Origin of the sequence: Proteus sp. fly-1008, from assembly GCF_040140305.1 — a bacterium.
Lineage (GTDB): Bacteria > Pseudomonadota > Gammaproteobacteria > Enterobacterales > Enterobacteriaceae > Proteus > Proteus vulgaris_B.
On the sequence record NZ_JBEEWH010000001.1, the window covers coordinates 309,660 to 334,767 of the forward strand.

The following is a 25,108-nucleotide window of genomic DNA, read 5'->3' on the forward strand; positions in this document are numbered from 1 at the left end:
AGTCAGTATAACTTGAAAAACAAGATATTATGCACTCCATTTCTTGCTTTTTTATTTTCATACTCAGAATAATAATTATAGAAACAATTACAGTTAACAATGAAATTTAAATATTTATAAAAATAACACAAATAAAAAATACCCTATAATTTATTTGAAAAGTTTTTTTATTATCAAGTCACCTGCATTACACAATGGAGTTTAATATTATGAATGAAAATTTAGATTTAAATAATAAATCAGCGGCATTAGATTTAATGAAAAAATCCATGAGCTTTACTATTCCTGGCGCTTTAAGAGTTGCAGCTAAATTAAAAATTGCAGATTTATTAAAAGAAGGGCCTAAAGATATAAATGAACTTGCAAAGAAAACGAACTCAATTCCTTATGTTTTAAATAGAATATTAAGAATGTTAGCATCTGAAAGTATATTTTATGAGTCAGAAGGAGAGCGTTACTCTCTTGCTCCCGCGGGGCGATTTTTATTAAGTGATCATAAATATAGCTTGCGTGATGCCGTATTAATGTTAACTAATGAAACGTTATGGCGCCCAGTTGGCGATGTTATTGAGTCAGTTCAGGGTAACCCTGCTTTTGAAAACTTATATGGCATGTCTTTTTATCAATATTGGCAAGATAATGTAAGAGAAGATCATGATTTTCAAGCAGGTATGAGCTCTTTATCAAAAATAGAAAATTATTTTCTTATTAAGCATTATAAATTTCCAGAGAACAAAATAGTGACAGATATTGCTGGAGGGCTAGGTGGATTATTATTGGAAATTTTAAAAGAAAATCCTACGTTAAAAGGACAGTTATTTGATCACCCACATGTATTAGAAAGAACAAAATTAGTTGAATTAAGTGATGATAGCCGTTGGAAATTAATACCAGGTGATCTATTTGGAGATTATCCTGAATCTGATATTTATTTAATGAAATATATTGTTCACAATTGGAATAATGAAAAAGTTATTAATATTTTTAAAAATTTACGCAAAATAATGAAGGCGGATTCAAAAGTACTTATTATTGAACCGGTTATTTTTAAAAAAAATATACCGGATGTCGCTAAATATATGGATATGATTTGTATGAGTGCATTTCCTGAATCGGGCGAACGCACAGAAGATGAATTTATTGCTTTATTAGATCAATCAGATTTGAAAATTAATAAAGTGATTAAAACAGAAACATATAATTCAATATTAGAAGTTGTTATTAAATAATTTATTGAAAAGATCGTCTATTTGTAACAAAAAAAGCCACTTTCAAAGTGGCTTTTTAAATTGAAAAAAGATTATGCAGTTAACGCCAGTTTTGCACCAAAAAGTAAGAACACCGCACCTATACAACTATTTGATAATGATGCTAATCGTTTGTTATGTTTTACTTTATTAGTAATAGCCACTCCGCCAAAAATAAGAATTGATAAATAAATCATGCTACATGTTTCTAAAATTGCACCTAATACAAAAAATGGAACACCCGCATTTTCATATTTAGGATCAATAAACTGAATAAAGAAAGAGACATAAAAAATGATCATTTTAGGATTAAGCATACTTAAAAATAGAGCCTTAACATAAAGGCCATCTTTTGCTTTGATTGCCACTTCTGATAATTGTTCAGTTGTTTCTTTTTTCTTGTGAAACGTTGCATATAATGTCTTTAAACCTAAATAGGTTAAATAAAGTGCACCTGCATATTTAATAACAATAAAGAAAACGGGTGAAGTCTTGACTAATGAAGCAACCCCCAAAAATGCCAAAAAGATTAATAATGCATCACCCGTAAAAACACCAAGAGCGGCTTTATACCCCCCTTTTACCCCATGCTTCGCACTGGAAGTAAGGACGAAAATCGAGTTTGGACCTGGTACTAAGGTAATAAAAATAACGCCTAAAAGGTATGTCCAAATATTTGAAATACCGATACTTTCTAACATACGACGCCTTTTTTAAAAAAATAATATGCTGAATATGTGAGCTATCATATCGATAATAATATTTTTGTAAAACAATAATCTTTATATAATCTAAAAATAAGTCAATTAATCTACTTTGATTAACAAAAGGCAGTTTGTAAGTCTTTTTTAATTGTTTTATTTAGATTAAAAAACCAGTTTAAATGTGCGTTATAGTATGATGCTGAAATTAAAATTTATACAGCGATAAAGTTCAAAATAAAAAACAATATCAGTCTTATAAACTGCAAATTAGATAAATATTAGATGTAATATCCTATTGTTTGTTTTGTGTTATGGTTTTTTATTCTTTTTGTGATTTATATCTACTCAATATTATCAAAATAACAGTAAGCATAGTAACTATGCTTATGAAAAATAATGATTTTTATAAACATGTTATTAAATGTATTAGCACAAAAAGTGAGAGGATAAATAAGATTATTTTTCTCAAAACCATTATTCTGTTTGTTTTTTACATTTAGCATAAAAATCACCTTACCTCCTATTACCGTTAAGAGAATAAAATGGATATAAGCACCTCATCGCATTATTGGTGTAGAAACAGAAAATATTAAAATGCATGCTGATCATGTTATTTTAACCGCGGGAGTGGGCGCTTTAGCGTTATTGTCTGAAAAAAGTATTGATTTACCTTTATATGCGTCACCCAATATTTTACTCAAATTAACAACAGATGCAGAAACGCCGTTTTTACCTTGCATTATCTCAACGCCAGAAATGGAGTTACGTCACTTTGCTCAAAATGAGATTATTGCAGCTGAAGATTACATTGATAATAGTGATGAACATCACCCTGAGCACATTGCATTCCATGCACAAGCGACTTTTTATGATAATTTTACGCAAACAGGTAAACTAACGATTGAACAAGTTATTGTTGGTGAAAGACCCATGCCTAAAGATGAAATGCCAATTATTGGAGAAATATCTCCTTATCAGGGACTATATCTTGTTACTATGCACGCCGCCGTGACGTTGTCACCTTTATTGTGTAAATTGGTTGCACAAGAACTGATTTACGAAAAAGCGAATCCTCTATTAACTCCTTATCGCTTATCACGATTTAGCTAGAGAACCATTATGGATGCACAACTGTATAAAGAATTTAAAGTAGTAGAAAAAGCTTTTTGGTCAGAAATTTGTGAAAATAATATTCGTATTGGTGATCATACTCATTGCTTTATGACACCAATGGACGCGCCAATTTTTAACTTTATTTATTTACGTCAAGGCGCAACAGAAGGCTCGTTTCAGCAGGCAAGTACCCTTTTCTCTTCGCAACAAAAAGACCATATTTTGGTTTTACCTGAATCATTATTACCTGAATTTGAAGACATTATAAAAAATGCGGGCTATACCGGTGACGGTATGACAACAGCAATGTATTTAACGTTGTCAGAAGCGGTTTACCCTTCTTATCGAAATAATCCATGCGATATTATTCTCACCAATCATAACCTAGAACAATGGGCACATCCGCTAAAAACAGCATTTCCTGTGGGAGATGACAGTGATGATACGATTGTTAATGAGTATATTCGTTATCATCAAAAAGCATTAGATAATGGCGCGACTATTTTCCATTATGCTCTGTTAGTTGAAGGTCAGCCCGTATCGTCATTAACGCTGACGTTGCATGATAAATTAGCGCGCTTTGACGATATTGGGACAGATGTTGCTTATCAAGGCAATGGCTATGCAACTCATTTAATTAAACACGTTTTAGAGTTTTGCCGTGAGCAAGGTGTAGAGCGTTGTTTCTTAGATGCATCCGCAGATGGTTTGGCGCTATACCGTAAATTTGGTTTTAAATCCCTCTTTAACTATTTAAGTTTTATTAAAGAGTAACTTTATCATAAGGCTCAATAAACTTATTGAGCCTTGATTTTTAGTAATTAAAGTTTCAACCTTCTTTCTGCATCTGTTTTATCTTTATCACTGATTTGTCTTATTACACGACAGGGATTGCCAACAGCAACACAATTAGCTGGAATAGATTTTGTTACTACACTGCCCGCACCAATAACACAATTATCACCAATAGTTACGCCGGGTAAAATAATGCACCCAGCACCTAACCATACTGAATTGCCAATAGTAATAGGTAATGCATATTCAAGTTCACTGCTGCGTATTTCAGGATCAATAGGATGAGTTGCAGTTAAAATGCTAACATTCGGTGCACACATTACATTGTTTCCAATTTTCACAGGTGCACAATCTAATATCGTTAAATTGAAATTGGCATAAAATCCCTCTCCAATTTCAATTAATTGCCCATAGTCACAATGAAATGGAGGTTCAATAGAAAAATTTTCACCTGTTTTACCGAATAGTTTCTTTAAATAAGCTTTTCTTTTTTCAACTTCAGACGGCCGCGTTATATTAAAATCATAAACAATTTCGCGTGCTTTTGTTCTTAAGGGCTTCAAGCTGTCATCTTTATTTGCATGATAAAGATGACCTGATACCATTTTTTCATATTCTGTCATTGTGATGCTCCGAAATTGAATAAAACAGTTTAGGTAAACTTCAATATTTATCACCTCATTCTAACGTGAATTAATCTAAATTAACGGCACTTTTTAAGACCATTACGTGCAGCTTGATGAAATTGAGCATTTAAATTAGCGGTTAAGCTTTGTGAAATTGCCGTCATTTCTGTGCCTGCTAATGCAGGTGAACCTGTACCAAAAGGCGGACGTGGATCATACTCAATAGCAAGCTCTACCAATTGAGCAAAAGGCGTGCCGAGTAATTGTTCTAATACTAATAATGAGGCATCGAACGAGCCTGTTGCTGGCCCCGAAGTATAAATATTGCCATCAATAACAACATCACTTCCCTCTACAGCTATGGCCCCCATATCAGGTAACATCGGAACGACATTTGAATTACTGGTTGCTTTTTTACCTTTTAATAATCCTGCTGCACCTAAAACTAAAGAGCCGTAACATGTACCAATAACATAACGTGCTTTATTACCCATGTTAGCAAAAAATGTCAGTGTCTCTTCATCTTCAACAATTTCTGGTGGTACCATTCCTACGACTAGTACATCAAGATCTTCAGGGCATTCATCAAAAGTCATAGTGGGCATTGTTGGCCAACCAATATATCCTTCAACTAACTCTTTCTTTTTCCAGATAAAATAAATTTCAGCACTCGCAATTGTAAAGACTGATTGAGCACCGTTAATATCCATAGGCATAAAGCCTGGACAGACAAAAATACCTATTTTCAATGGTTTTAATTGCTGCTTACGCCCTTCTTCAACGAGCCTGATAATAGAGGGCATATTTTTTCCATACAGCATTTCATTGTGATTCATTTTACTTTCCTATTTTGTACTGGTTAGTAAAATAATGACATTTGTTTTATACTGAGTAAATGAATTTCTTACTAACTGGTATAAAATGCAAAAAAAAGGTCGCCCTCGTCGTTATGATAGCGATGCCGCTCTTGAAAAAATAATGGCATTATTTTGGCGAAAAGGATTTACTGCAACATCTATGGATGACTTGGTCATTGAAACTCAGATGAATAAGCCAAGTCTTTATGCTGCATTTGGTAATAAAGCCGCATTGTATGAAAAAGCCATTGAACGCTTTAATCATATTGCTTCTACACGTTATCGCCATGAATTAGAAAAACAGTCACCGAAAGATAAAATTACCGTAAGAATAAAACGTTATCTGAATTCGGCTATCCATTTTTATACAGATAATGATGGATTAACTGGTTGTATGGTGCTTTCAACCGCAGTGACTGAAATTGCCGATCCTGCAATCAAGAATATGCTAAATCAGGTTATTAATGCACAAACTCAGCAAGTTGAAGATGCCTTGCAAGAAGCATTAGAAGTGGGTGAACTAAAAGAAGGAACCGATATTCACACTATTGCATTGGGGATGATCGCGTTATTACATTCCATTTCCTTAAGAGCAAGATCAGGCGCTACAATTGATGAATTGTTGCCACTCGCTGATCTCTCATTGATTATATTAGCGCCTTATTTATCAGATTATTATGATGAATAAAGAAAATAAGTAATTTGCATTCGTTATTTAAGAGAAAAAACCATTAAAAAGCAGTGAGCCACCAGCAAAAATTAACATGACATCTAATAGCCCTTGGAATAGCTTAGGTGTCAGTTTTAATACTAGCTTTTTGCCAAGGAAATTTCCCATGGTTAAGCCACAACCCACTAACATTCCACTAATTAGGATAAAGCTATTAACGGCTCCAAGTTGGCTAAAGGTTAGGGCTTTGGTGAGATAAATAATAAACGAAGCAGCCGCTTCTGTTGCTAGTAATGGCCCTAGTGTTAGCCCATATGCAGAAAATATTGGAATAGTTAATGGCCCAGTAGAAAAAACAACCCCGGTTAAATAGCCGATAACTGCACCAGCAATAATAACTTGGTAAGGTTTTATTTTAATTTGATGTTGGCGTAATAAATGAATAATTGGGATCATCAAAATAAAGAACAGTCCCATCCCAATATTGAGCCATTTTTCAGACATAACCCACAATGTATTTGCACCTAAAATAACCGCGGGAATACCAGCTAATAAATAATAAAAAAGTGGCTTAAAACATATACTATGGCGCCATAAATAAATACGAGATAAATTTCCCATTACTGAGGCAAGAGCCATAATAGGCACCGCCTCTTTAGCGCCAAATACATAAGTTAATGCAGGAATAAGTAAAATAGAAGAGCCTGTTCCAACTACTCCGCTGATGATACCAGAAAGTACTGCTAATAAAATAACTGCGATAAAACTCATTATCATCCTTTAAGTTCAATAAGTTAAAGACGCTGTATCATACCTGCCTTCTTTATTTTTACCTGTGATAAAATATCACTGTACTGTGAGTTTTAATCAGAAAGACTGCTTTATTGATGATAAGTAAACTATGATGAGAAAATTATGATGAGAAACCTTCCTCCATTACCGTCATTACGTGCTTTCTTAGTTGCTTGTCATAGCCAAAGTTATACAGAAGCCGCACAAACACTATGTGTAACTCATGGTGCAATTAGCAGACATATTCAAGTTGTTGAAAAATGGTTTGGTGTTACGTTATTTAACAAACAAGGTTTACGTCGTGTACCAACTCCCTATGCATTAACATTGGCACAAGAATTAAGTGATGTTTTTGATAAGCTTAATGACATTGGTGTTCGTTATGGTAATGGTGGTAAAAACGATATTTTAAATATCAGTGTTCCTACAACATTATGTTTAAAATGGCTTATTCCAAGAATGGAGGATTTTTATCTTCAATATCCTAATGCCAACATTCAAATTGCCTCAGCAAATAGTGAGCGATTTCATTTAATCAGCCATGATGATTTAATTATTCGTCCTCAACCTCAGCAACAAGAATATTCATCTATTGTTTTTCTAAAGGATGTGCATTGTTTAGTTGCCTCTGAAAAACTACTTAAACGTTACAGTGTCACCAATTTAGAAGACATTTTTAATTGCCCTGCCATCGATACACTCACTCGCCCTGGCCATTGGCAACAATGGCTAATTGCGGCTCAGCTTAATACTCAGCGATCATTTTTGCGTCAGTATCGTTTTGATCACTTTCATATTTCACTTCAAGCAATTATCGAAGGTTTAGGAATAGGCATTGGTCCAATCTCAATTTTATCGAATGAGATAAATCGAGGGACTTTAAAAATCTTATTTCCTAACATTCAAATAGCCCCTCTTTATTACTATGCATTAACACCATTAGGTGTACAAAAAACCAAAACACACCTTGATTTTGAGCAATGGCTCACACAACAAAAAAGTTAATTTTGCTAATGAAATAAGTGTTTTTTTTTCATAAAAATGACGATTTTACTCTTATTACTTATACTTTTTAAAACTCTATCTTAAGTGTTTAATTAAAAATATTTAATATCATTCTCTTTTTTAGATTAGGTAAAAACGCTATTTGTGCTGTATTTATAATTCGCTACCTTACTCTGCTCCTTATATCAAACCCATTTACATTCAATAAATTAAAGGCAAATTTTAAGTATATTAACCCATGATGATTATTATATTTTTAAATAATCTGTTAAAAACACTTATTGTTTAACTTAAATTAACGTTCTATGCTGACATTTATATATAAAATTTATTAATTTATTTGCTGGCAACGAAGGACGATACGATGTCTGTAGCTGTGACAAAAAAAGCAATAGAAAAACTAATCAATGGGTATGAGTCTGATCCTTTTGCACTTCTTGGTATGCATGAAACATCGGCAGGTTTAGAAGTTCGTGCATTTTTACCTGATGCTGTTTCAGTCAGTGTCATCGATAGAAAGAATGGCAGAAAAGTCGCGACGTTAGAACGCAAACATCCTAGTGGTTTTTTCTGTGGTGCAATCTCCCGACGTAAACGTCGTTTTAGTTATTGTTTAGATGTTACTTGGGAAAATGCACAAGGGATTGTTGATGATCCTTATCAGTTCGGTATTTTACTGCAAGAAATGGATATTTGGTTTTTAGCACAAGGTCATCATTCTCGCCCTTATCAATGTTTAGGCGCTCACCCCGCTAAATTAGGTGATATTGATGGTATTACTTTTGCTGTATGGGCACCAAATGCACAAAGTGTGAGTGTGGTTGGCGATTTCTCATTTTGGGATGAAAGGCGTTTTCCTATGCGATTACGTCGTGAAAGTGGAATTTGGGAGCTTTTTATTCCACAAGCCCATCTTGGTGATTGCTATAAATTCGCTATTTTAGATGCCAATGGAGAACGTCGATTAAAAGCAGATCCTTATGCTTTTGAAACACAGATACGCCCTGAAACCGCATCAATTATTAATACATTACCTTCCGTTAAACCAATGCCATTGTCACGTCAGCAAGCAAATCAACGTAATGCGCCTATCTCTATTTATGAAGTTCATTTAGGCTCATGGCGCCGACATACTGACGATCAAAGTTGGTTAAGTTATCGTGAATTAGCCGAACAGTTAATTCCCTACGTTAAAGAAATGGGCTTTACCCATATCGAACTATTGCCTATTAATGAGCATCCCTTTGATGGTTCATGGGGATATCAACCTTTAGGGTTATATTCACCAACTCGTCGCTTTGGTTCACCTATGGATTTCCGTGATTTTATTGAAGCAGCTCATCAGGCTGAAATTAGCGTTATTTTAGATTGGGTTCCCGGCCATTTCCCTGAAGATGACTACGGTTTACGTAATTTTGATGGCACATCGCTCTATGAATATGCTGATAGACGAGAAGGCTTTCATCCAGATTGGAACACCTTAATTTATAACTATGGTCGTAATGAGGTACTGAATTACCTTTCAGGCAATTTATTGTATTGGCATGAACATTTTGCACTTGATGGTTTCCGTTTCGATGCTGTTGCTTCCATGCTTTATCGTGACTATAGCCGAAAAGAAGGTGAATGGATCCCGAATAAACATGGTGGACGAGAAAACTTAGAAGCCATTGATTTTCTTCGTTATACCAATAAATTATTAGGTACAACTTGCCCTGGCACCATCACGATTGCTGAAGAATCAACTGATTTCCTCGGTGTTACCTTACCGCCAGATGATGGAGGTTTAGGTTTTAACTACAAATGGAATATGGGATGGATGCATGACACGTTGGCATATATGCAACGTGATCCTATCTATCGTAAATATCACCACAATCAAATGACCTTTGGCATGCTCTATGCCTATAACGAAAACTTTGTTCTGCCTCTTTCTCACGATGAGTTTGTGCATGGTAAAGGTTCGTTGATTGGTCGTATGGTGGGTGATGATTGGCAAAAATTTGCTAATTTACGTGCTTATTTAGGTTTTATGTGGGCTTATCCGGGCAAAAAGCTACTATTTATGGGATGCGAATTTGCACAATGGCGTGAATGGGATCACGACAATAGCTTAGATTGGCATCTTCTTGAAACACCAAATAGCCCACACCAAGGTGTTCAGCACTTTGTGCGAGATTTGAATCTTTCCTATCAAGCGAATACTCCTCTTTATGAATGTGACTTTGAACGAGAAGGCTTTGAATGGCTCACCGTTGATGATCATGACAATTCTGTTTTCGCTTTCTGCCGTAAAGATGTACAAGGCAATGAAATTATTGTGATAAGCAATTTTACTCCCGTTGTTCATCACAACTATGTCGTGGGTGTGAATAAAGCCGGCGCTTATCAGGAAATACTCAATAGTGATTCTGAATTTTACAACGGAAGTAATGTGGGAAATCTAGGTGAAATAGAGGCAATAGCAAGTGAATTTAATGGTAAAGCCTACTCTTTGTCATTGACGCTACCGCCACTTGCAACACTCTATTTAAAATTGAAGGATTAATATGTCTTTAGATTATGGTCGCCCTTTCCCTATGGGCAGTCATTATGATGGCTATGGAGTAAATTTTACACTCTTTAGTGAAAATGCCACTAAAGTCATACTTTGCCTGTTTGATAAAGCAGGCAAAGAGATCCGCTATCCATTACCTGGCAAAACGGGAGCTATTTGGCATGGATACTTACCCGGTGCAGGGCCCGGTTTGCATTATGGCTATCGTGTAGAAGGTGAATGGAACCCAGAACAAGGATTATTCTATCAACCTCAACAGTTGTTATTAGATCCTTATGCGAGACAAGTTACAGGTATCGTGGATAACACCTTGCCTTATACATCTCCTGTTTTTAATGCATTAGAACATGATGATAGCGCAATAACACCTAAAGCAGTTATCACGGATGATAGTGGTTGTTTTTGTCACTATTATAAAGAAAAAGGCACTTATCAACGCTTAAACACACCTTGGTCAGAAACTATTATTTATGAAGGACATGTCAAAGGACTAACAAAACTTCATCCAGATATACCTGAAACAATTGCAGGAACTTATGCAGCATTAGGTCACCCTGCTTTTATTTCTCATCTGAAAAAACTAGGTATTACGGCATTGGAATTATTGCCTATTCAATATCATTTAACAGAACCTCATCTTCATAAAATCGGATTAAAAAATTATTGGGGTTATAACGTATTAGCGCCTTTTGCTTTATCTACACAATATTATTCCAACACAGGTCGGAATATTATTGATGAATTTCGAGAAGCCGTAAGATGCCTGCATAAAGCCAATATTGAAGTCATTCTAGATGTGGTATTCAATCATACTGCGGAATTAAGTGACCAATATGAAGGTTATATTGTTTCTCAACGTGGTATTGATAACCAAAGCTATTATTGGCTAAACGATGAAAACAAAGCTCAAAATTGGACAGGATGTGGCAATACTCTCAATTTAAGTCGCCCTGAAACAGTGCAGTGGGTAATGGATTGCCTACGTTATTGGGTTACCGAATTTCATATTGATGGCTTCCGCTTTGATTTGGCAACCAGTCTTGGCCGCGTTCCTTATTTTGATACACAATCACCATTATTAACGGCTATTCGCCAAGATCCGCTTCTTTCACGCATTAAACTTATCGCAGAGCCATGGGATTTAGGCTCTGATGGCTATCAAGTCGGTAATTTCCCAGTTCCATTTACAGAATGGAATGACGGCTACCGTGATGTTATTCGTCGTTTTTGGTTATGGCGAGATGTATCTATTGCAACATTTGCAGACAACATTACTGGCTCTGCAAAGCTATACCATAAAAACGGTCGGCCTCCTTATTCTAGTATCAATATGATAACGAGCCATGATGGCTTTACACTGCGGGATTTAGTGAGTTATCAGAATAAGCATAACGAGGAGAATGGAGAATCAAACCTAGATGGACATAACACCAATTACAGTGTGAATTTTGGTGAAGAGGGTTTGATAGTTAACGAAAAAATAGGTCAATACAGATTGCTTGCGACAAGGAATATGCTGGCAACCTTACTGCTTTCTAGAGGAACACCTCATTTACTCGCCGGTGATGAAGTGGGTAATACGCAATATGGTAATAACAACGCTTATTGTCAGGATAATAAAGTCAGTTGGATCAAATGGTTTCATCAACCTTATGACTTAACTGATTACATTCGCCACCTTATTGAATTACGTCACCAAATTACACCTTTAAGTTCTCTTAAATGGTGGGAAGAAGATAGTGAAAATGTTATTTGGCTCAATCAAGATGCTCAACCTATGAGCCATGAAGATTGGCAACAACTTCCTCCCTCACCATTACAACTTTTTTTAGCGCAACAATGGATTTTAATGATTAACCCATTAAGAAACAGCGCTGTCTTTTCTTTACCTGAAGGGTCTTGGTCTTGCTTGCTTGATACGGCTAGCTGGCCTCTTTGTCACCCAACACAATCTCAGCATTGTGAAGTACAACCTAACAGTATCACCCTTTGGCGAAATAGCGTTTTTTATACTCAGTCTTCTACTGAAAAATTACCCAATATTTCCTCCCAAGTTAAGTAATTTGATTGGAGTGCTATAACTATGATGACAACAGAACAAGGCCAAAAATTAATGTTGGCACAACAACTTCCTAAAGAGGCAATTGCACTCGTTTTAGCTGGAGGTCGTGGCACACGTTTAAAAGCATTGACGGCGAAACGTGCAAAACCGGCGGTTTTCTTTGGTGGGAAATTTCGAATTATCGACTTTACGCTATCAAACTGTCTTAATTCAGGGATCCGTCGTATTGGCGTAATAACCCAGTATCAATCGCACTCCCTCGTTCAACACATTCAACGTGGTTGGTCATTTTTTAATGAAGACATGAATGAATTTGTTGACTTATTACCGGCTCAACAACGTCGTAATACTGATCATTGGTATATGGGTACGGCTGATGCGATATATCAAAACCTTGATATTCTTCGTAGCTACAAAGCTAAATATGTGGTGATTTTAGCGGGTGATCATATTTACAAAATGAACTATGCGCGTTTATTGCTTGATCACGTAGAAAATAAATCAAAATTTACTGTTGCCTGTATTCGAGTACCTAAAGAAGATGCATTCCAGTTTGGTATTATGGATATCGATGAAAATCGTCGAGTACTAAATTTCCTAGAAAAGCCTTCAAACCCACCGTGCATTCCTGATGATCCAGATCATTCATTAGCTAGCATGGGGATTTATGTAGTTGATAGAGATTATCTATTTGATTTATTAGAAGAAGATAGTCGTGATCCTGATTCACATCATGATTTTGGCCAAGATATTATTCCTAAAATCACTGAACGTGGTGATGTGTTGGCTCACCCATTTGAACTATCTTGCGTTAGTTCTGATCCGTCTGTAGCACCTTATTGGCGTGATGTAGGAACCATTGAAGCGTATTGGTCTGCAAACCTTGATTTAGCCTCAGTGACACCAGAGCTTGATATGTATGCCAAAGATTGGCCAATTCGTACCTTTATGACCCCGCTCCCCCCTGCAAAATTTGTACAAGATAATCATGGTGAACATGGGCAAATGATGAACTCTTTGATTGCAGATGGCTGTATTATCAATGGTTCAACCCTCTATTCTTCTATTTTATTCCCATTGGTTCGCGTTGAATCTTTCTGCCACATTGAAGATTCTGTCATTTTACCGGACGTTACCGTGAGTCATCACTGCTACTTAAAACGTTGTATTATTGAGCGCAGTTGTACTATCCCCGAAGGGACAGTCATTGGTATGAATGCAGAAGATGATGCGGCTCGTTTTCATCGTACTGAAGAAGGTATTGTGCTAGTGACAAGAGAAATGCTTGAACAATTAGCACATCAAAAAAAAGAAAACTCAATTGAGAAAAACGAAGAACAAAAACCTCAAAATGAGGAGGCATTTTCGTGAATGTCCTTCACTGTTGTTCTGAATTATTCCCTCTGCTAAAAACAGGGGGATTAGCTGATGTTATGGGCTCTTTGCCTTTAGCTCAGAAAAAGATAGGTTTAGATGCGCGGGTTGTTATACCTGCGTTTCCTGCTATCAAAGATAATATTCCTGATCTCAAATTAGTCACTAAGATCGACACCTTTGCCGGTAATGTTTCTCTGCTTTATGGACAATACCAAGGTGTTGATATTTATCTTATTGATGCACCTCATCTTTATCAACGTACTGGTAGCCCTTATCACGATGAATATCAACATGCTTATAGTGATAATGTTTTTCGTTTTGCCTTATTAGGTTGGGTAGCAAGCGAATTATCAGCGGGGTTAGATCCTTTATGGCGAGCTGATGTTGTTCACGCCCATGATTGGCATGCTGGACTTGCTTGTGCTTATTTAGCAGTTAAACATTATTCAGCAAAATCTGTTTTTACCGTTCATAATCTGGCTTATAAAGGTGAGTTCTCACCTTATCATCTGCATCAACTTGAATTACCTGATTACAGTTTTTCAATTAATGGACTGGAATATTACGGACAAATTTCATTCTTAAAAGCGGGCTTGTTTTATGCAAATCATATTACGACGGTTAGCCCAACGTATGCCAAAGAGATAACGCGCCCTGAATTTGGTTATGGACTTGAAGGTTTATTGCGTCAACGTACGGATGAACAGCGATTAAGTGGCATATTAAATGGCATAGATGAAGCGATTTGGGAGCCTGCAACGGATAACTTAATTACACGTCGCTATGATATAAACAGCCTCAATAAACGCCTAGAAAATAAAACAGCCTTACAGAAAAAATGCGGTTTACCTGTTAATAATAAAGCTCCTCTTTTTGCTGTTGTGAGCCGTTTAACATCACAAAAAGGGCTTGATTTAGTGATTGACGTATTACCTGATATTGTTGATCAAGGTGGCCAATTTGTGTTGTTAGGTACAGGTGATAGTCATCTTGAATCCGCATTTTTACATGCTCAACAACAATATCCGCAAAATGTAGCAGTTCATATTGGTTATGACGAAAGTTTTTCACACCAAGTCGTCGCGGGTGCTGATGTGATTATGGTGCCTAGTCGTTTTGAACCTTGTGGGTTAACTCAGTTATATGGTTTGAAATACGGCACACTTCCTTTAGTGAGGCACACCGGTGGATTAGCTGATACGGTGAATGATTGTTCATTAGAAAATCTAGCCCATCATAAAGCTACAGGTTTTGTTTTCCATGAAGCAACACCTGATGATTTGCGTCTTGCTATCAATCGAGCCTTTACTTTATGGGGTATGCCAAAACAATGGCAACAAGTTCAAACAGATGCCATGAACCAAACTATTTTTAGTTGGGAAACAGCGGCTAAGACATATGCAACGCTGTATCACCGTTTATAGACATGATGTCTATTTGACCTGTGGATCACCAAAAGAGATTTATAATGAAAAAGTTATGTGAATTTGATTATTTATCACCAGATAAGGATGTTGAATCGTTAAAGCGTTCTATTGTTTATAAACTGATGTTTATTGTTGGTACTTCCCCTAAATACGCCACACCAACAGATTGGTTAAATGCAACTTCCTACGCTATACGAGACCGTTTAGTTGAACGTTGGCTGAAATCAACCAAAGCGGAACTTTCACCGAAAGTAAAACAGGTTTATTACATTTCGATGGAATTTCTTATGGGGCGTTTTTTAACGAACGCAATGCTCTCTTTAGGGGTTTATAACGAAGTTAAAGAAGCATTAAAAGAATTAGGACTTGATCTTGAAAAGCAAATCGAACTTGAACCCGATCCGGGTTTAGGTAACGGCGGGTTAGGTCGTTTAGCCGCGTGTTTTCTTGATTCTTGTGCCACATTAGGTTATCCAGTGACAGGCTATGGTATTCGCTATGAATATGGTATGTTCCGCCAGCAAATTCAAAATGGCGAACAACATGAAGTTGCGGATAACTGGCTTGAAAAAGGTAATCCTTGGGAATTCCCGCGCCATGATGTGCAATTTGAAGTGGATTTTGGCGGGCGTTTACAACAAGAAGGTGATAAAAGCTATTGGGTTGATACCTTAAATGTGCTGGCTCAACCTTATGACTCTATTGTTCCTGGTTATAACACACAAGCAACAGATACCATTAGGTTATGGTCTGCTAAAGCTAATGGTGCGTTTAATTTAGGTAAATTCAATAAAGGTGAATACCTAGAGGCTACAGAAGCCAAAGATCGCTCTGAAAATATCTCTCGTATTCTTTACCCTGATGACTCAACCACATCAGGTAAGATGTTACGTTTACAGCAAGAATATTTTTTAGTCAGCGCCTCTATTCAAGATATTTTGCAACGTCATTATCATCTTCATCAACGCTTTGATAATTTAAAAGATTTTATTGCCATACACCTTAACGATACTCACCCTGTTCTTGCCATCCCGGAATTAATGCGTCAACTTATTGATAAACATGGGTTCAGTTGGGATGAAGCATGGGAACAAACAATCTGTATATTCTCATACACCAATCATACGTTAATGGGGGAAGCATTAGAAACATGGCCTGTTGATATGATAGGACGCTCACTTCCTCGCCATTTACAAATTATTTTCCAAATCAATGATAAATTCTTAAAGCAAGTTAGAGAACAATATCCTAATGATAACGACTTATTACGTCGCGTTTCTATTATTGATGAAGAAAATGGTCGCAATGTCCGTATGGCTTGGCTTGCGGTAATTATTAGCCAGCAAGTTAATGGGGTTTCTGAACTCCATAGCCAATTAATGGTGCAATCCTTATTTGCCGATTTTGCGATGATTTATCCCAAGAAATTCTGCAATATTACCAATGGTATTACACCACGTCGCTGGCTGGCATTAGCTAACCCTTCTCTTTCTCAAGTGATTGATAAGCAGATTGGAACTAATTGGCGAACCAATTTAGAGCAATTAGGTGAATTAATGCCACTGGTGAAAGACAAAAATTTCTTACACCAATTAAGAGACTCAAAGCGGCTGAATAAACAAAATTTAGCTAACATTATTCAGCAAGACTTAAATATCACAATTAATCCTGATGCGTTATTTGATGTTCAAATTAAACGTATTCATGAATATAAACGTCAACTTCTCAATGTGTTAGGGATTATCACGCGCTATAATCGCATTTTACAAAATCCAGAAAAAAACTGGGTTCCTCGTGTGTTTATTTTTGGTGGTAAAGCAGCCTCCGCTTATTATAATGCTAAAAAAATTATCAATCTTATCAACGATATTGCAGCAAAGATTAATAATGATGAGCGCATTAATGATAAATTGAAAGTGATCTTTATTCCTAATTACGGCGTGAGCCTAGCGCAACATATTATTCCTGCTGCGGATTTATCTGAGCAAATATCTTTAGCCGGTACAGAAGCTTCTGGTACAGGTAATATGAAATTTGCGTTAAATGGTGCACTAACTATCGGAACTCTGGATGGTGCTAATATTGAAATTGGTGAGCATGTTGGTTTTGAAAATATGTTTATCTTTGGTCATAACGCACAAGAAGTCGCTGAGTTAAGACAGCGTTATTCTCCACGTCGCTATTACGATGAAGATGTTGAGCTACATACAGCGCTCAATCAAATCGCTAATGGCTTCTTTAATCCAACTTACCCTGATAGATATAAATCAATTTTCGATAGCTTAATTGAGTTTGGCGATCATTATCAGGTATTAGCCGATTATCGTAGCTATGTTGATACTCAAGATAGTGTTGATATTCTCTATCAAGATGAAGACGCGTGGTTGAAAAAATCCGCATTAAATATCTGCCAAATGGGTTATTTTTCTGCGGATCGCGCGGTAACTGAATATATGCAAAGAATTTGGAAAGCTTCTGCGATTACATTGTAAAAACTAAGCTAATTTTCTAAGGACAGAACGTAACCGCGCTTTATTGCGCGGTTTTTGCTTTTATTTAAGGCTTAATAAAGTTAGATTTTAATACGGTATGCACAACGTCTTGCGCCTTCTAAGATATATTCAACACGTTGTAGTTCTACTCCTAGTGTTTCAGAAAATAGCTCTTTTTCTGTATTACAAAAACCTTGGCAAACTTTAGCCGCTGCACATATTGGGCAATGATCTTCAATAAATAGGTATTCGTTATCTTTTACTTGCTCCCAATGTGCCATATAGCCTTCTTGACTACGCAAAGAGGCTAATATATCTAAGCGTTCCGTTAGTTCATCGGCTTCTCTTATCGCTTGAGTATAGCGTTCATAACTCTGCTTTTTTCGTGCAAGAATAATTTTATCAATTGCACCTTCACCCAATTCTTCACGAATAGTCATCAAAATTTGTGCTGTTAATTCAGCATGAGTATCTGGAAATTGTTTTTGCCCTAATTCTGTTAAGTGCCAATATTGAATAGGTCGTCCAACCCCTCTTGGCTCAGTTATTGCTTCAACCAATCCTGCGCTGGCAAGCTTGACAAATTGTTGCCTTGCCGCTTCGCTACTTGTACCAAGACGTTGGCCAACATCATTTGCTTGCATTGGCCCATGTTTTTTAATTAAAAATAGAATTTTATCGCCAACACTACGTTGCGCAGGATAATTATATTCCAAGTTTTTTCTTGACATATTAGACGTCTCAGTATTTATTAATCCAAGTTTTACCTTGGTAATTTAACGAAGCTATGTCGTAATAGCAATAAAAGAAGGATATTTTTTCTAATGATCCCAGATAACAATAGCCAATGGCGTGATCTTTTCTCAGGGAGAAATGGGGCAATTTCATTTGCACTTTCTTTTGGTGTCGTGATCCACGCAATTAATATTTTAATGGCGACCACGATTTTACCCTCAGTTGTAACCGATATTGGCGGAATGGGATTATATGCATGGAACACCACGCTATTTGTTGCCGCCTCTATTATTGGTTCAGTATTATCTGCACGCTTATTAAGTTTATTAGGTGCTAAAGGTGCTTATCTGATAGCAACGGTGCTTTTTTTTATTGGCAGTTTATTGTGTGCAATTGCACCTAAAATGGAAGTCATGCTAATTGGCCGATTTATTCAAGGCCTTGGTGGAGGGCTTTTATTTGCCCTTTCCTACGCCATGGTAAATATCGTTTATGATCAAGTATTATGGCCAAGAGCAATGGCTTTAATTTCAGGAATGTGGGGTGTTGCTACATTAATTGGTCCTGCTATTGGTGGAATTTTTGCTCAATTAGATGCTTGGCGTTATGCCTTTGGTATTATGTTACCTATCATGCTTTTTTATGGTATTTATCTGTGGCTTATCTTACCAAAGAATGACAATAACGCTTCAAAATCATCATCACAAAGCTTGCCTTATCTTCAGCTAATAATTTTAACAGCTGCCGTTCTGCTTATTTCATCTGGTAGCCTTTCTTCTTCACTCATCATCAACTTACTCAGTATTGTGGTGGTATTTGGTTTAATTGGCATGCTTATTTTTTGTGAGAAACACCTTTCTGTTCGGTTATTACCCTCAAATACCTTTAAAGGTCTTTCTTTACATGCACTTTTATATCTGACTATTTCGTTATTAGCCATTGGCATGACATGTGAGATTTTTGTCCCTTATTATCTACAAAGCTTACATATGCAAACACCTTTAGCTTCAGGTTACATGAGTGCATTAATGGCATTAGGCTGGACAGTTGCTGAAGTGATTAGCGCAAGTTGGCAAGGTGCTAAAATGCGTTTTAGTATTTTAAGTGGCCCTATTATCGTTTTTATTGGCTTGCTTGTGTTGGCTTTTGTTATTCCAAACCCACTACTGCAATCAGAAAATGCGGTTAGTCTTTCTATTATATTATTCGCTTTGTTCTTAGTGGGATATGGCATTGGTTTTGGTTGGCCACACCTATTAACACGTATATTGCAAGCCGCATCAGAACAAGATAAAGATATTGCAGGTGCCTCTATTACAACCGTACAATTATTTGCAACCGCACTAGGCTCTGCATTTGCAGGTATGATAGTTAATTTAAATGGCTTTAATAGTGGTACCCCTGAAGGGCTCTCTTCTTCTGCATCTGCCCTATTCTTATTTTTAGCATTCGCACCATTAATAGCGATTTATACAGCGTGGAGAATAACACGTTGTTCTTATTAAACCTTATTTTTAAGGTCATATAAGAAACAAAAGAGGTGATATGTTTTCACCTCTTTTTTAGTAAAGTTATCGGTTTCATTTATGAAAGAACTTATTTTTTATTCTGTCAAAATTCCTTTTAATGACAAAAGGAATTCTTATGAAAAGCATTTTATCGAAAATTTCAATTGTAAATAATGATCAGAATACAGTTGTTAATAAAGAACCATTAAACACTTATGGGATTTTTTTAAATAATATCAAAAATATTAAAAATACCTATTTAGATATCTCCATAGGTAATTGTGATAAAAGGAAAGAGATTACCGTTGATGTTGCAAAACTCAGTAAAGAGTTAATATCAAAAATACGAGAGCTTTATACATCAAAAAAAATATCTTCTTATAGGGTTGATATAAAGAATAAAGAAAAATCAATGGAGTTTTTAAATAATGCTTATAAAGTAATAGATAGTGCTATTTTAGAGTGGTGGGAAGATGAAAAGGAAGTTCTCCCTTCTTCAATAATTCATCGGACAATTGACAATTTATATATTGATGAAGAAATTTCCCTGAAACCGAATGATAAACAAACTTTATTTTTTTTAATCTCTAATAAATTTAAGTTAGGTTTAAATAAGAATGCAGCTCAAAGTACAATGATCCAGAATTTGCAAGATATCCCTGAAGTCGTAAAAGCAATAGATGACTTGGGAATTTCTGATAATTCACATTTAAAATACGAAGTTTATTGTTTATTGGCTGAAAATATCTACAATTTTTTATCCGGTAATGAAAACAAAGTTGATTTTTCTAAAATAAAAGATGCGATTAAAGAAGTAGCACAAAGAAAATTTGGTACTTCTGAAAATAAATTAACTCATCCTCCGCTTTATTCGAAATATACTCTAGCATTTTTTGATTAAGTAAACTATTGATCTTGAGTTAGACGTTGTGTATAACTGAGTATACATTTTGTCTAACTTAAGTGAAATAGGAAACCGCAATGACCTCACATCTTACATTACAAAATATTGATGCCCTCTCATCCCCAGGAGGGCATTACTCTCATGTTGTTACTGCAAATAATATGTCGTTTGTTTCTGGGTTATTACCCTTAGATAAACAAGGCAACCCATTAGCAGACAAACCCATTGAAGTTCAAATCACACAAGTACTTGAAAACTTAAATGCTTGTCTTCTCGGAATAAACGCAAAGAAAACAGATATTGCTCAAGTCAAAGTCTATGTGACAGATATTAATGAATGGCCTATCGTTAATGAGCTATATGCAAAATGGATTGGTGAACATAAACCAGCAAGATTAGTTGCTGGCGTAAAAGAATTACATTTTGGAAGCAAAATTGAAATTGAAGCTGTTGTTATCAAGGAATAATCTTATGAATAAGTTACCTACTCCTACTTATAAAGATGTTACTGAAGCTCATCAACGCATTCTGCCTTATCTTAATAAAACACCTGTTTTAACCTCTCGTACGATTAATGAGCTAACAGGGGCGCAGTTTTATTTTAAATGTGAGAACTTTCAGCGTATGGGAGCATTTAAATTTCGAGGTGCAATAAATGCGTTATCACAATTTACCACAGAACAACGTAAAATGGGTGTCGTAACTTTCTCATCAGGTAATCATGCACAAGCTATTGCTTTATCAGCAAAACTATTAGGTATTCCTGCAACAATTATCATGCCTGACGATGCTCCAAAGGCTAAAATGGACGCGACAAAAGGCTATGGTGGCCGTGTGATCACCTATAACCGTTATACAGAAGATCGTGAAAAAATTGGCCAACAACTGGCACAAAAAGAAGGATTAACGTTAATTCCACCTTACGATCATCCTCATATTATTGCGGGCCAAGGTACTGCTGCAAAAGAGTTGTTCGATGAAGTTGGTGAATTAGATATGCTATTTGTTCCATTAGGTGGTGGTGGTTTACTTTCTGGCTCTTTATTATCAACCAAAGCCCTTTCACCGCAATGTAAAATATACGGTGTTGAGCCTTTAGCGGGTAATGATGGACAACAATCATTACGTAAAGGCGAAATCACCCATATTGATACCCCAAAAACAATTGCAGATGGCGCACAAACACAGCATCTAGGCAATTATACCTTTGAGATTATTCGTAACAATGTGGACGATATTTTAACTGCAACAGATGAAGAATTAATTTCCACCTTACAGTTTTATGCCCAGCGAATGAAGATTATTGTAGAGCCTACTGGCTGCTTAAGTTTGGCGGCCGCTCGTCAATTTGGTGATAAATTAAAAGGTAAGAAAATCGGTATTATAATCAGCGGTGGTAATGTCGATATCGCGCAATATGGTCATTTTTTAGCACAATAAAAATCAATAAAAAGATGTGATTAATCATTAAAAAAGCAGTATGGATTGTTTTTCATACTGCTTAAAATCATAAATATATTGCTACTCAATTAAAATAACGAAGGTGTTTTTTACTTAGTCTTTTTTAATTAAGTGAAAAAGTGATCCCTGCTTCTTTACACAACTTCGTTAAATTATCTTTTAATTGTTGATTTTCTTCAGGTAATAAATCGAGTTGTGGCAAACGCATATGACCGCCGTCTAAACCACGCATAGTTAATGCTGATTTAAATATTGCCATATTTGCACCTGATTTAAGTGCATCACTAAATTTTACACAAAATTGTTGCCAATGTTTTGCTTCTTGATGATTACCTGCAATATAGGCTTTATACATATTCACAAATGGCTCAGGGAATACACAAGCACAACCTGAAACGGTACCATCACAACCTGCATCTAATAGACCTAGGAATAATTTATCGTAGCCATGAAGCACTGAAAAATTATCGGCTACAGCAAGGTAACTTAATGTTGTATTGTTATCAGCAAAACTGTATTTAATCCCAATTACATTTTTACACTGTTGTTGTACTTTTGCCGCTAATTCAGGCTTGATATTATTTGCCGCACATTGTGGAATATTATACAAATAAACAGGGAAATTATCCGGCACACTGTTTGCCACTGTTACAAAATAGTTTTCTAATTCTCTGTCTGTCGCACCAAAAAATTGTGGTGTCACCACACCAATACCATCAGCTCCAATTTCAACGGCATGTTTCGCTAATTCAATGGTTTCGGTTAATGTCATTGCGCCGACATGAATAAAAACAGGTAAGCGTTTATTGGCTGTTTCGACAACGGTTTTTGCAACATTTTTACGCTCTGATGCTGATAAACGTAGCATCTCTCCCGTAGTGCCACAAGGATAGAGGCAATCAACACCTTGAGTGACTAACATATCAGTTAATGTAGATAACGCATTAGTATCCACTTGATCGTTCGAATCAAACGGAGTAACCATTGCCACTGTAACGCCAAATAATTTTTTCATATTAAGACCTTTATTAAATCAGATTGCTTTAACAATAACTTTAATTGCCAACATGCCAGGATCATCTAAACCAATAGATTTTTCTGGGAACATACGCGCTCGACCTAATAAATTAGGTTTTTGACGAAATTCATTAAGCGTATTATCAATACTCTGTAAAGCTACCGCTTTTAATTCCGATCGAGATAAAACGGGTTTTAGCGCTTCAGATAATTGGTAAATGATATCAAGCACCGATTTTTGCCCTAACTCCCCTTTTCCTCTTGCCATCATGCTTTGATATGCAACAGTTAAAAGTGGTGAAATATCGGCGGGGGCTATTTCTTGCAGTTGATTTTCTTTGCAATATTTCGCCATTGCCATAAAAGCGGTTGCTTGCAATGTACCAAAAGAAGAAGCGCAGGCTTTTTGTAATGATTTACTGCATTGAAAAAGTGATTTACTTAAATCATCAGGCCAATCTTGTGCATCATCTGAAATTTGACGCCATCCTTTTTGCATGGTGATCCCTAAATCTCCATCACCTAGGCGGCTATCTGCTTCACAAAGCATAGATTGAGATTGCTCACAAGCGATGGCGATACGCACAACCGCTTGCTTGAGCATTTCAAGTGTAATATTCATCGTTATACTCTCCAGAATGCACAGTGAGCAGGTGCATTCATCAAGGCTTCTAGCTCATCATCTAACTTGCACAATGTTAAGCTTGCTCCTGTCATTTCCATAGATGTGGCATAACGTCCGACCAATGGATGCACAATAGTCGCACCTGTTTTATTAATCAGTTGTGCAATTTTGTTATACAGAATATAAAGCTCTTCTAATGGCGTTGCGCCTAAAGAGTTAACTAATACAGAGACTTTATCCCCTGTTTTTAATGATAATTCTGCTTGTAGACGTTCAAACATTTCTTGGGCAATTTCATCAGCACTGCGTAATTTATCGCGCCAAATTCCCGGTTCACCGTGAATTCCCATCCCCATTTCCATCTCATCTTCACCAATTTCAAAGGTAGGATGTCCTACCGCAGGTAAGGTACAAGATGTTAACGCACAACCAATTGTTCGGGTATTTTCCATAGTTTTTTGAGCAATACGTGTCACTTCATCAAGTGATGCACCTTCTTCTGCTTTGGCGCCCGCCATTTTAAAACCATAAATCATCCCAGCTACACCACGGCGTTTATGCGCTTCCTCTGGTTTTGCTGAAGCGACATCATCCGCAGCTAATACCGTTGTGCAACGAATATCGTCTTCAAAATCAACTGTTTCAGTCGCCATATCAAAATTCATAATATCGCCACCGTAGTTGCCATAAAGTAGCAATACGCCTAACCCGTTGTTGGCCTCACGAATAGCATCTGCCATTAAATCTGCTGAAGGTGAAGCAAAAACATCACCTACAGCGGCGGCATCGAGTAGCCCCTCACCGACATATCCGGTAAATACAGGTAAATGACCAGAGCCTCCGCCGGTTACAATGCCAACTTTCGGCTTATCTGTTTTTTTTGAACGAGCAATCAATCTTGGCTGTGGCTGACGATAAATATGGCTATGCGCAAGGCATAAACCTGCTAATGTTTCATCGACATAATTTTCTGGCTTATTTAATATTTTTTTCATGTGATCACCCGATATTTTTATTTATCTGCTGATTTTTGACACCTTAAATAAACTAATTTATTTAAGGTTTTTTTTCCCTGATACTAAAAAAGTATCTCTCTATGATTGAATTTTTAGTAATAAATAATGAGTAATAAAT

General features: G+C 36.2%; 22 protein-coding genes. 14 read left to right on the forward strand and 8 right to left on the reverse strand.

Going from position 1 to position 25,108, the window contains the following annotated elements:
• The first annotated feature begins 209 nt into the window (after positions 1-209).
• Positions 210-1,229 (forward strand): methyltransferase, encoded by a 1,020-nt coding sequence (locus tag ABN256_RS01465; RefSeq protein WP_231619297.1) that lies wholly within the window; start codon positions 210-212, stop codon positions 1,227-1,229.
• A 71-nt stretch (positions 1,230-1,300) separates the two neighbouring features.
• Here the strand turns inward: ABN256_RS01465 and leuE are convergent, their stop codons facing one another.
• Entirely contained in the window at positions 1,301-1,948 is a 648-nt protein-coding gene (gene leuE / locus ABN256_RS01470; protein ID WP_196553017.1) for a leucine efflux protein LeuE, read from the reverse strand.
• A 570-nt stretch (positions 1,949-2,518) separates the two neighbouring features.
• On the opposite strand from leuE, the gene ABN256_RS01475 reads away from it, so the two are divergent.
• Together ABN256_RS01475 and ABN256_RS01480 are read left to right on the forward strand one after the other, a co-directional pair.
• On the forward strand, positions 2,519-3,061 hold the full coding sequence (locus tag ABN256_RS01475) for an NAD(P)/FAD-dependent oxidoreductase (RefSeq protein ID WP_349439198.1): 543 nt from the start codon (positions 2,519-2,521) through the stop codon (positions 3,059-3,061).
• Positions 3,062-3,070: 9 nt separating this feature from the next.
• Positions 3,071-3,838 (forward strand): GNAT family N-acetyltransferase, encoded by a 768-nt coding sequence (locus ABN256_RS01480; RefSeq protein ID WP_072068109.1) that lies wholly within the window; start codon positions 3,071-3,073, stop codon positions 3,836-3,838.
• A 47-nt stretch (positions 3,839-3,885) separates the two neighbouring features.
• Here the strand turns inward: ABN256_RS01480 and ABN256_RS01485 are convergent, their stop codons facing one another.
• Both ABN256_RS01485 and ABN256_RS01490 read right to left on the reverse strand, forming a co-directional pair.
• Positions 3,886-4,482 carry a maltose acetyltransferase domain-containing protein gene (locus ABN256_RS01485; RefSeq protein ID WP_196553014.1) on the reverse strand — a complete coding sequence of 199 codons (597 nt, stop codon included), beginning with the start codon at positions 4,480-4,482 and terminating at the stop codon, positions 3,886-3,888.
• Between the two features lie 80 nt (positions 4,483-4,562).
• Complete coding sequence (locus tag ABN256_RS01490; RefSeq protein ID WP_196553013.1) at positions 4,563-5,321, reverse strand: DJ-1/PfpI family protein; 759 nt, start codon at positions 5,319-5,321, stop codon at positions 4,563-4,565.
• Positions 5,322-5,406: 85 nt separating this feature from the next.
• Here ABN256_RS01490 and ABN256_RS01495 point away from each other — a divergent pair, with 85 nt between their 5' ends.
• A complete protein-coding gene (locus ABN256_RS01495; RefSeq protein ID WP_196553012.1) occupies positions 5,407-6,030 on the forward strand; it encodes a TetR family transcriptional regulator in 624 nt (207 codons plus the stop codon).
• A gap of 27 nt (positions 6,031-6,057) precedes the next feature.
• Here the strand turns inward: ABN256_RS01495 and ABN256_RS01500 are convergent, their stop codons facing one another.
• The gene (locus ABN256_RS01500; protein ID WP_340896530.1) at positions 6,058-6,783 is read right to left on the reverse strand and encodes a sulfite exporter TauE/SafE family protein; all 726 of its coding nucleotides are present in this window, start codon (positions 6,781-6,783) and stop codon (positions 6,058-6,060) included.
• Between the two features lie 144 nt (positions 6,784-6,927).
• Between ABN256_RS01500 and ABN256_RS01505 the strand changes: the two genes are divergently transcribed.
• The 6 genes from ABN256_RS01505 (at position 6,928) to glgP (ending at position 17,724) form a co-directional block, all read left to right on the forward strand.
• Positions 6,928-7,809 (forward strand): LysR substrate-binding domain-containing protein, encoded by an 882-nt coding sequence (locus ABN256_RS01505; protein ID WP_231619295.1) that lies wholly within the window; start codon positions 6,928-6,930, stop codon positions 7,807-7,809.
• A 364-nt stretch (positions 7,810-8,173) separates the two neighbouring features.
• Entirely contained in the window at positions 8,174-10,357 is a 2,184-nt protein-coding gene (gene glgB / locus ABN256_RS01510) for a 1,4-alpha-glucan branching protein GlgB (protein ID WP_340896533.1), read from the forward strand.
• A 1-nt stretch (position 10,358) separates the two neighbouring features.
• Positions 10,359-12,428: a glycogen debranching protein GlgX gene (glgX, locus tag ABN256_RS01515; RefSeq protein WP_197269184.1), complete on the forward strand. Its 2,070-nt coding sequence runs from the start codon at positions 10,359-10,361 to the stop codon at positions 12,426-12,428.
• A gap of 21 nt (positions 12,429-12,449) precedes the next feature.
• Positions 12,450-13,799: a glucose-1-phosphate adenylyltransferase gene (gene glgC, locus ABN256_RS01520; protein ID WP_072068116.1), complete on the forward strand. Its 1,350-nt coding sequence runs from the start codon at positions 12,450-12,452 to the stop codon at positions 13,797-13,799.
• Positions 13,796-15,229, forward strand: coding sequence for a glycogen synthase GlgA (gene glgA / locus ABN256_RS01525; RefSeq protein ID WP_340896538.1), 1,434 nt, complete (start codon positions 13,796-13,798; stop codon positions 15,227-15,229). Before glgC ends, glgA begins: the two co-directional genes overlap by 4 nt.
• 44 nt (positions 15,230-15,273) lie before the next feature.
• Positions 15,274-17,724 carry a glycogen/starch/alpha-glucan family phosphorylase gene (glgP, locus tag ABN256_RS01530; protein ID WP_340896540.1) on the forward strand — a complete coding sequence of 817 codons (2,451 nt, stop codon included), beginning with the start codon at positions 15,274-15,276 and terminating at the stop codon, positions 17,722-17,724.
• A gap of 80 nt (positions 17,725-17,804) precedes the next feature.
• Here glgP and ABN256_RS01535 read toward each other — a convergent pair whose 3' ends face one another.
• Positions 17,805-18,455, reverse strand: coding sequence for a helix-turn-helix transcriptional regulator (locus ABN256_RS01535; protein ID WP_340896541.1), 651 nt, complete (start codon positions 18,453-18,455; stop codon positions 17,805-17,807).
• Positions 18,456-18,548: 93 nt separating this feature from the next.
• Here ABN256_RS01535 and ABN256_RS01540 point away from each other — a divergent pair, with 93 nt between their 5' ends.
• The 4 genes from ABN256_RS01540 (at position 18,549) to ABN256_RS01555 (ending at position 22,311) form a co-directional block, all read left to right on the forward strand.
• On the forward strand, positions 18,549-19,964 hold the full coding sequence (locus tag ABN256_RS01540) for an MFS transporter (RefSeq protein ID WP_340896543.1): 1,416 nt from the start codon (positions 18,549-18,551) through the stop codon (positions 19,962-19,964).
• A 139-nt stretch (positions 19,965-20,103) separates the two neighbouring features.
• The gene (locus tag ABN256_RS01545) at positions 20,104-20,868 is read left to right on the forward strand and encodes a type III secrection system effector, WxxxE family (protein ID WP_196553004.1); all 765 of its coding nucleotides are present in this window, start codon (positions 20,104-20,106) and stop codon (positions 20,866-20,868) included.
• Between the two features lie 80 nt (positions 20,869-20,948).
• A complete protein-coding gene (locus ABN256_RS01550; RefSeq protein ID WP_196553003.1) occupies positions 20,949-21,338 on the forward strand; it encodes a RidA family protein in 390 nt (129 codons plus the stop codon).
• A 4-nt stretch (positions 21,339-21,342) separates the two neighbouring features.
• A complete protein-coding gene (locus ABN256_RS01555) occupies positions 21,343-22,311 on the forward strand; it encodes a threo-3-hydroxy-L-aspartate ammonia-lyase (protein ID WP_115349769.1) in 969 nt (322 codons plus the stop codon).
• Between the two features lie 124 nt (positions 22,312-22,435).
• On the opposite strand, the gene ABN256_RS01560 is transcribed toward ABN256_RS01555, so the two are convergent.
• Genes ABN256_RS01560 through ABN256_RS01570 form a run of 3 tightly spaced genes read right to left on the reverse strand, consistent with a single transcriptional unit; the run spans position 22,436 to position 24,969 of the window.
• Positions 22,436-23,347: a dihydrodipicolinate synthase family protein gene (locus ABN256_RS01560; RefSeq protein ID WP_196553002.1), complete on the reverse strand. Its 912-nt coding sequence runs from the start codon at positions 23,345-23,347 to the stop codon at positions 22,436-22,438.
• A gap of 18 nt (positions 23,348-23,365) precedes the next feature.
• Complete coding sequence (locus ABN256_RS01565) at positions 23,366-23,971, reverse strand: dihydroxyacetone kinase subunit L (protein ID WP_340896547.1); 606 nt, start codon at positions 23,969-23,971, stop codon at positions 23,366-23,368.
• Between the two features lie 2 nt (positions 23,972-23,973).
• On the reverse strand, positions 23,974-24,969 hold the full coding sequence (locus tag ABN256_RS01570) for a dihydroxyacetone kinase subunit DhaK (RefSeq protein ID WP_196553001.1): 996 nt from the start codon (positions 24,967-24,969) through the stop codon (positions 23,974-23,976).
• Positions 24,970-25,108 lie beyond the last annotated feature (139 nt).

Coding starts and splice junctions, on each gene's coding strand:
- ABN256_RS01465 (WP_231619297.1), top strand. CDS start 210: ATGAATGAAAATTTAGATTTAAATAATAAATCAGCGGCATTAGATTTA.
- leuE (WP_196553017.1), bottom strand. CDS start 1,948: ATGTTAGAAAGTATCGGTATTTCAAATATTTGGACATACCTTTTAGGC.
- ABN256_RS01480 (WP_072068109.1), top strand. CDS start 3,071: ATGGATGCACAACTGTATAAAGAATTTAAAGTAGTAGAAAAAGCTTTT.
- ABN256_RS01485 (WP_196553014.1), bottom strand. CDS start 4,482: ATGACAGAATATGAAAAAATGGTATCAGGTCATCTTTATCATGCAAAT.
- ABN256_RS01490 (WP_196553013.1), bottom strand. CDS start 5,321: ATGAATCACAATGAAATGCTGTATGGAAAAAATATGCCCTCTATTATC.
- ABN256_RS01495 (WP_196553012.1), top strand. CDS start 5,407: ATGCAAAAAAAAGGTCGCCCTCGTCGTTATGATAGCGATGCCGCTCTT.
- ABN256_RS01500 (WP_340896530.1), bottom strand. CDS start 6,783: ATGAGTTTTATCGCAGTTATTTTATTAGCAGTACTTTCTGGTATCATC.
- ABN256_RS01505 (WP_231619295.1), top strand. CDS start 6,928: ATGATGAGAAACCTTCCTCCATTACCGTCATTACGTGCTTTCTTAGTT.
- glgB (WP_340896533.1), top strand. CDS start 8,174: ATGTCTGTAGCTGTGACAAAAAAAGCAATAGAAAAACTAATCAATGGG.
- glgX (WP_197269184.1), top strand. CDS start 10,359: ATGTCTTTAGATTATGGTCGCCCTTTCCCTATGGGCAGTCATTATGAT.
- glgC (WP_072068116.1), top strand. CDS start 12,450: ATGATGACAACAGAACAAGGCCAAAAATTAATGTTGGCACAACAACTT.
- glgP (WP_340896540.1), top strand. CDS start 15,274: ATGAAAAAGTTATGTGAATTTGATTATTTATCACCAGATAAGGATGTT.
- ABN256_RS01535 (WP_340896541.1), bottom strand. CDS start 18,455: ATGTCAAGAAAAAACTTGGAATATAATTATCCTGCGCAACGTAGTGTT.
- ABN256_RS01540 (WP_340896543.1), top strand. CDS start 18,549: ATGATCCCAGATAACAATAGCCAATGGCGTGATCTTTTCTCAGGGAGA.
- ABN256_RS01545 (WP_196553004.1), top strand. CDS start 20,104: ATGAAAAGCATTTTATCGAAAATTTCAATTGTAAATAATGATCAGAAT.
- ABN256_RS01550 (WP_196553003.1), top strand. CDS start 20,949: ATGACCTCACATCTTACATTACAAAATATTGATGCCCTCTCATCCCCA.
- ABN256_RS01555 (WP_115349769.1), top strand. CDS start 21,343: ATGAATAAGTTACCTACTCCTACTTATAAAGATGTTACTGAAGCTCAT.
- ABN256_RS01560 (WP_196553002.1), bottom strand. CDS start 23,347: ATGAAAAAATTATTTGGCGTTACAGTGGCAATGGTTACTCCGTTTGAT.
- ABN256_RS01565 (WP_340896547.1), bottom strand. CDS start 23,971: ATGAATATTACACTTGAAATGCTCAAGCAAGCGGTTGTGCGTATCGCC.
- ABN256_RS01570 (WP_196553001.1), bottom strand. CDS start 24,969: ATGAAAAAAATATTAAATAAGCCAGAAAATTATGTCGATGAAACATTA.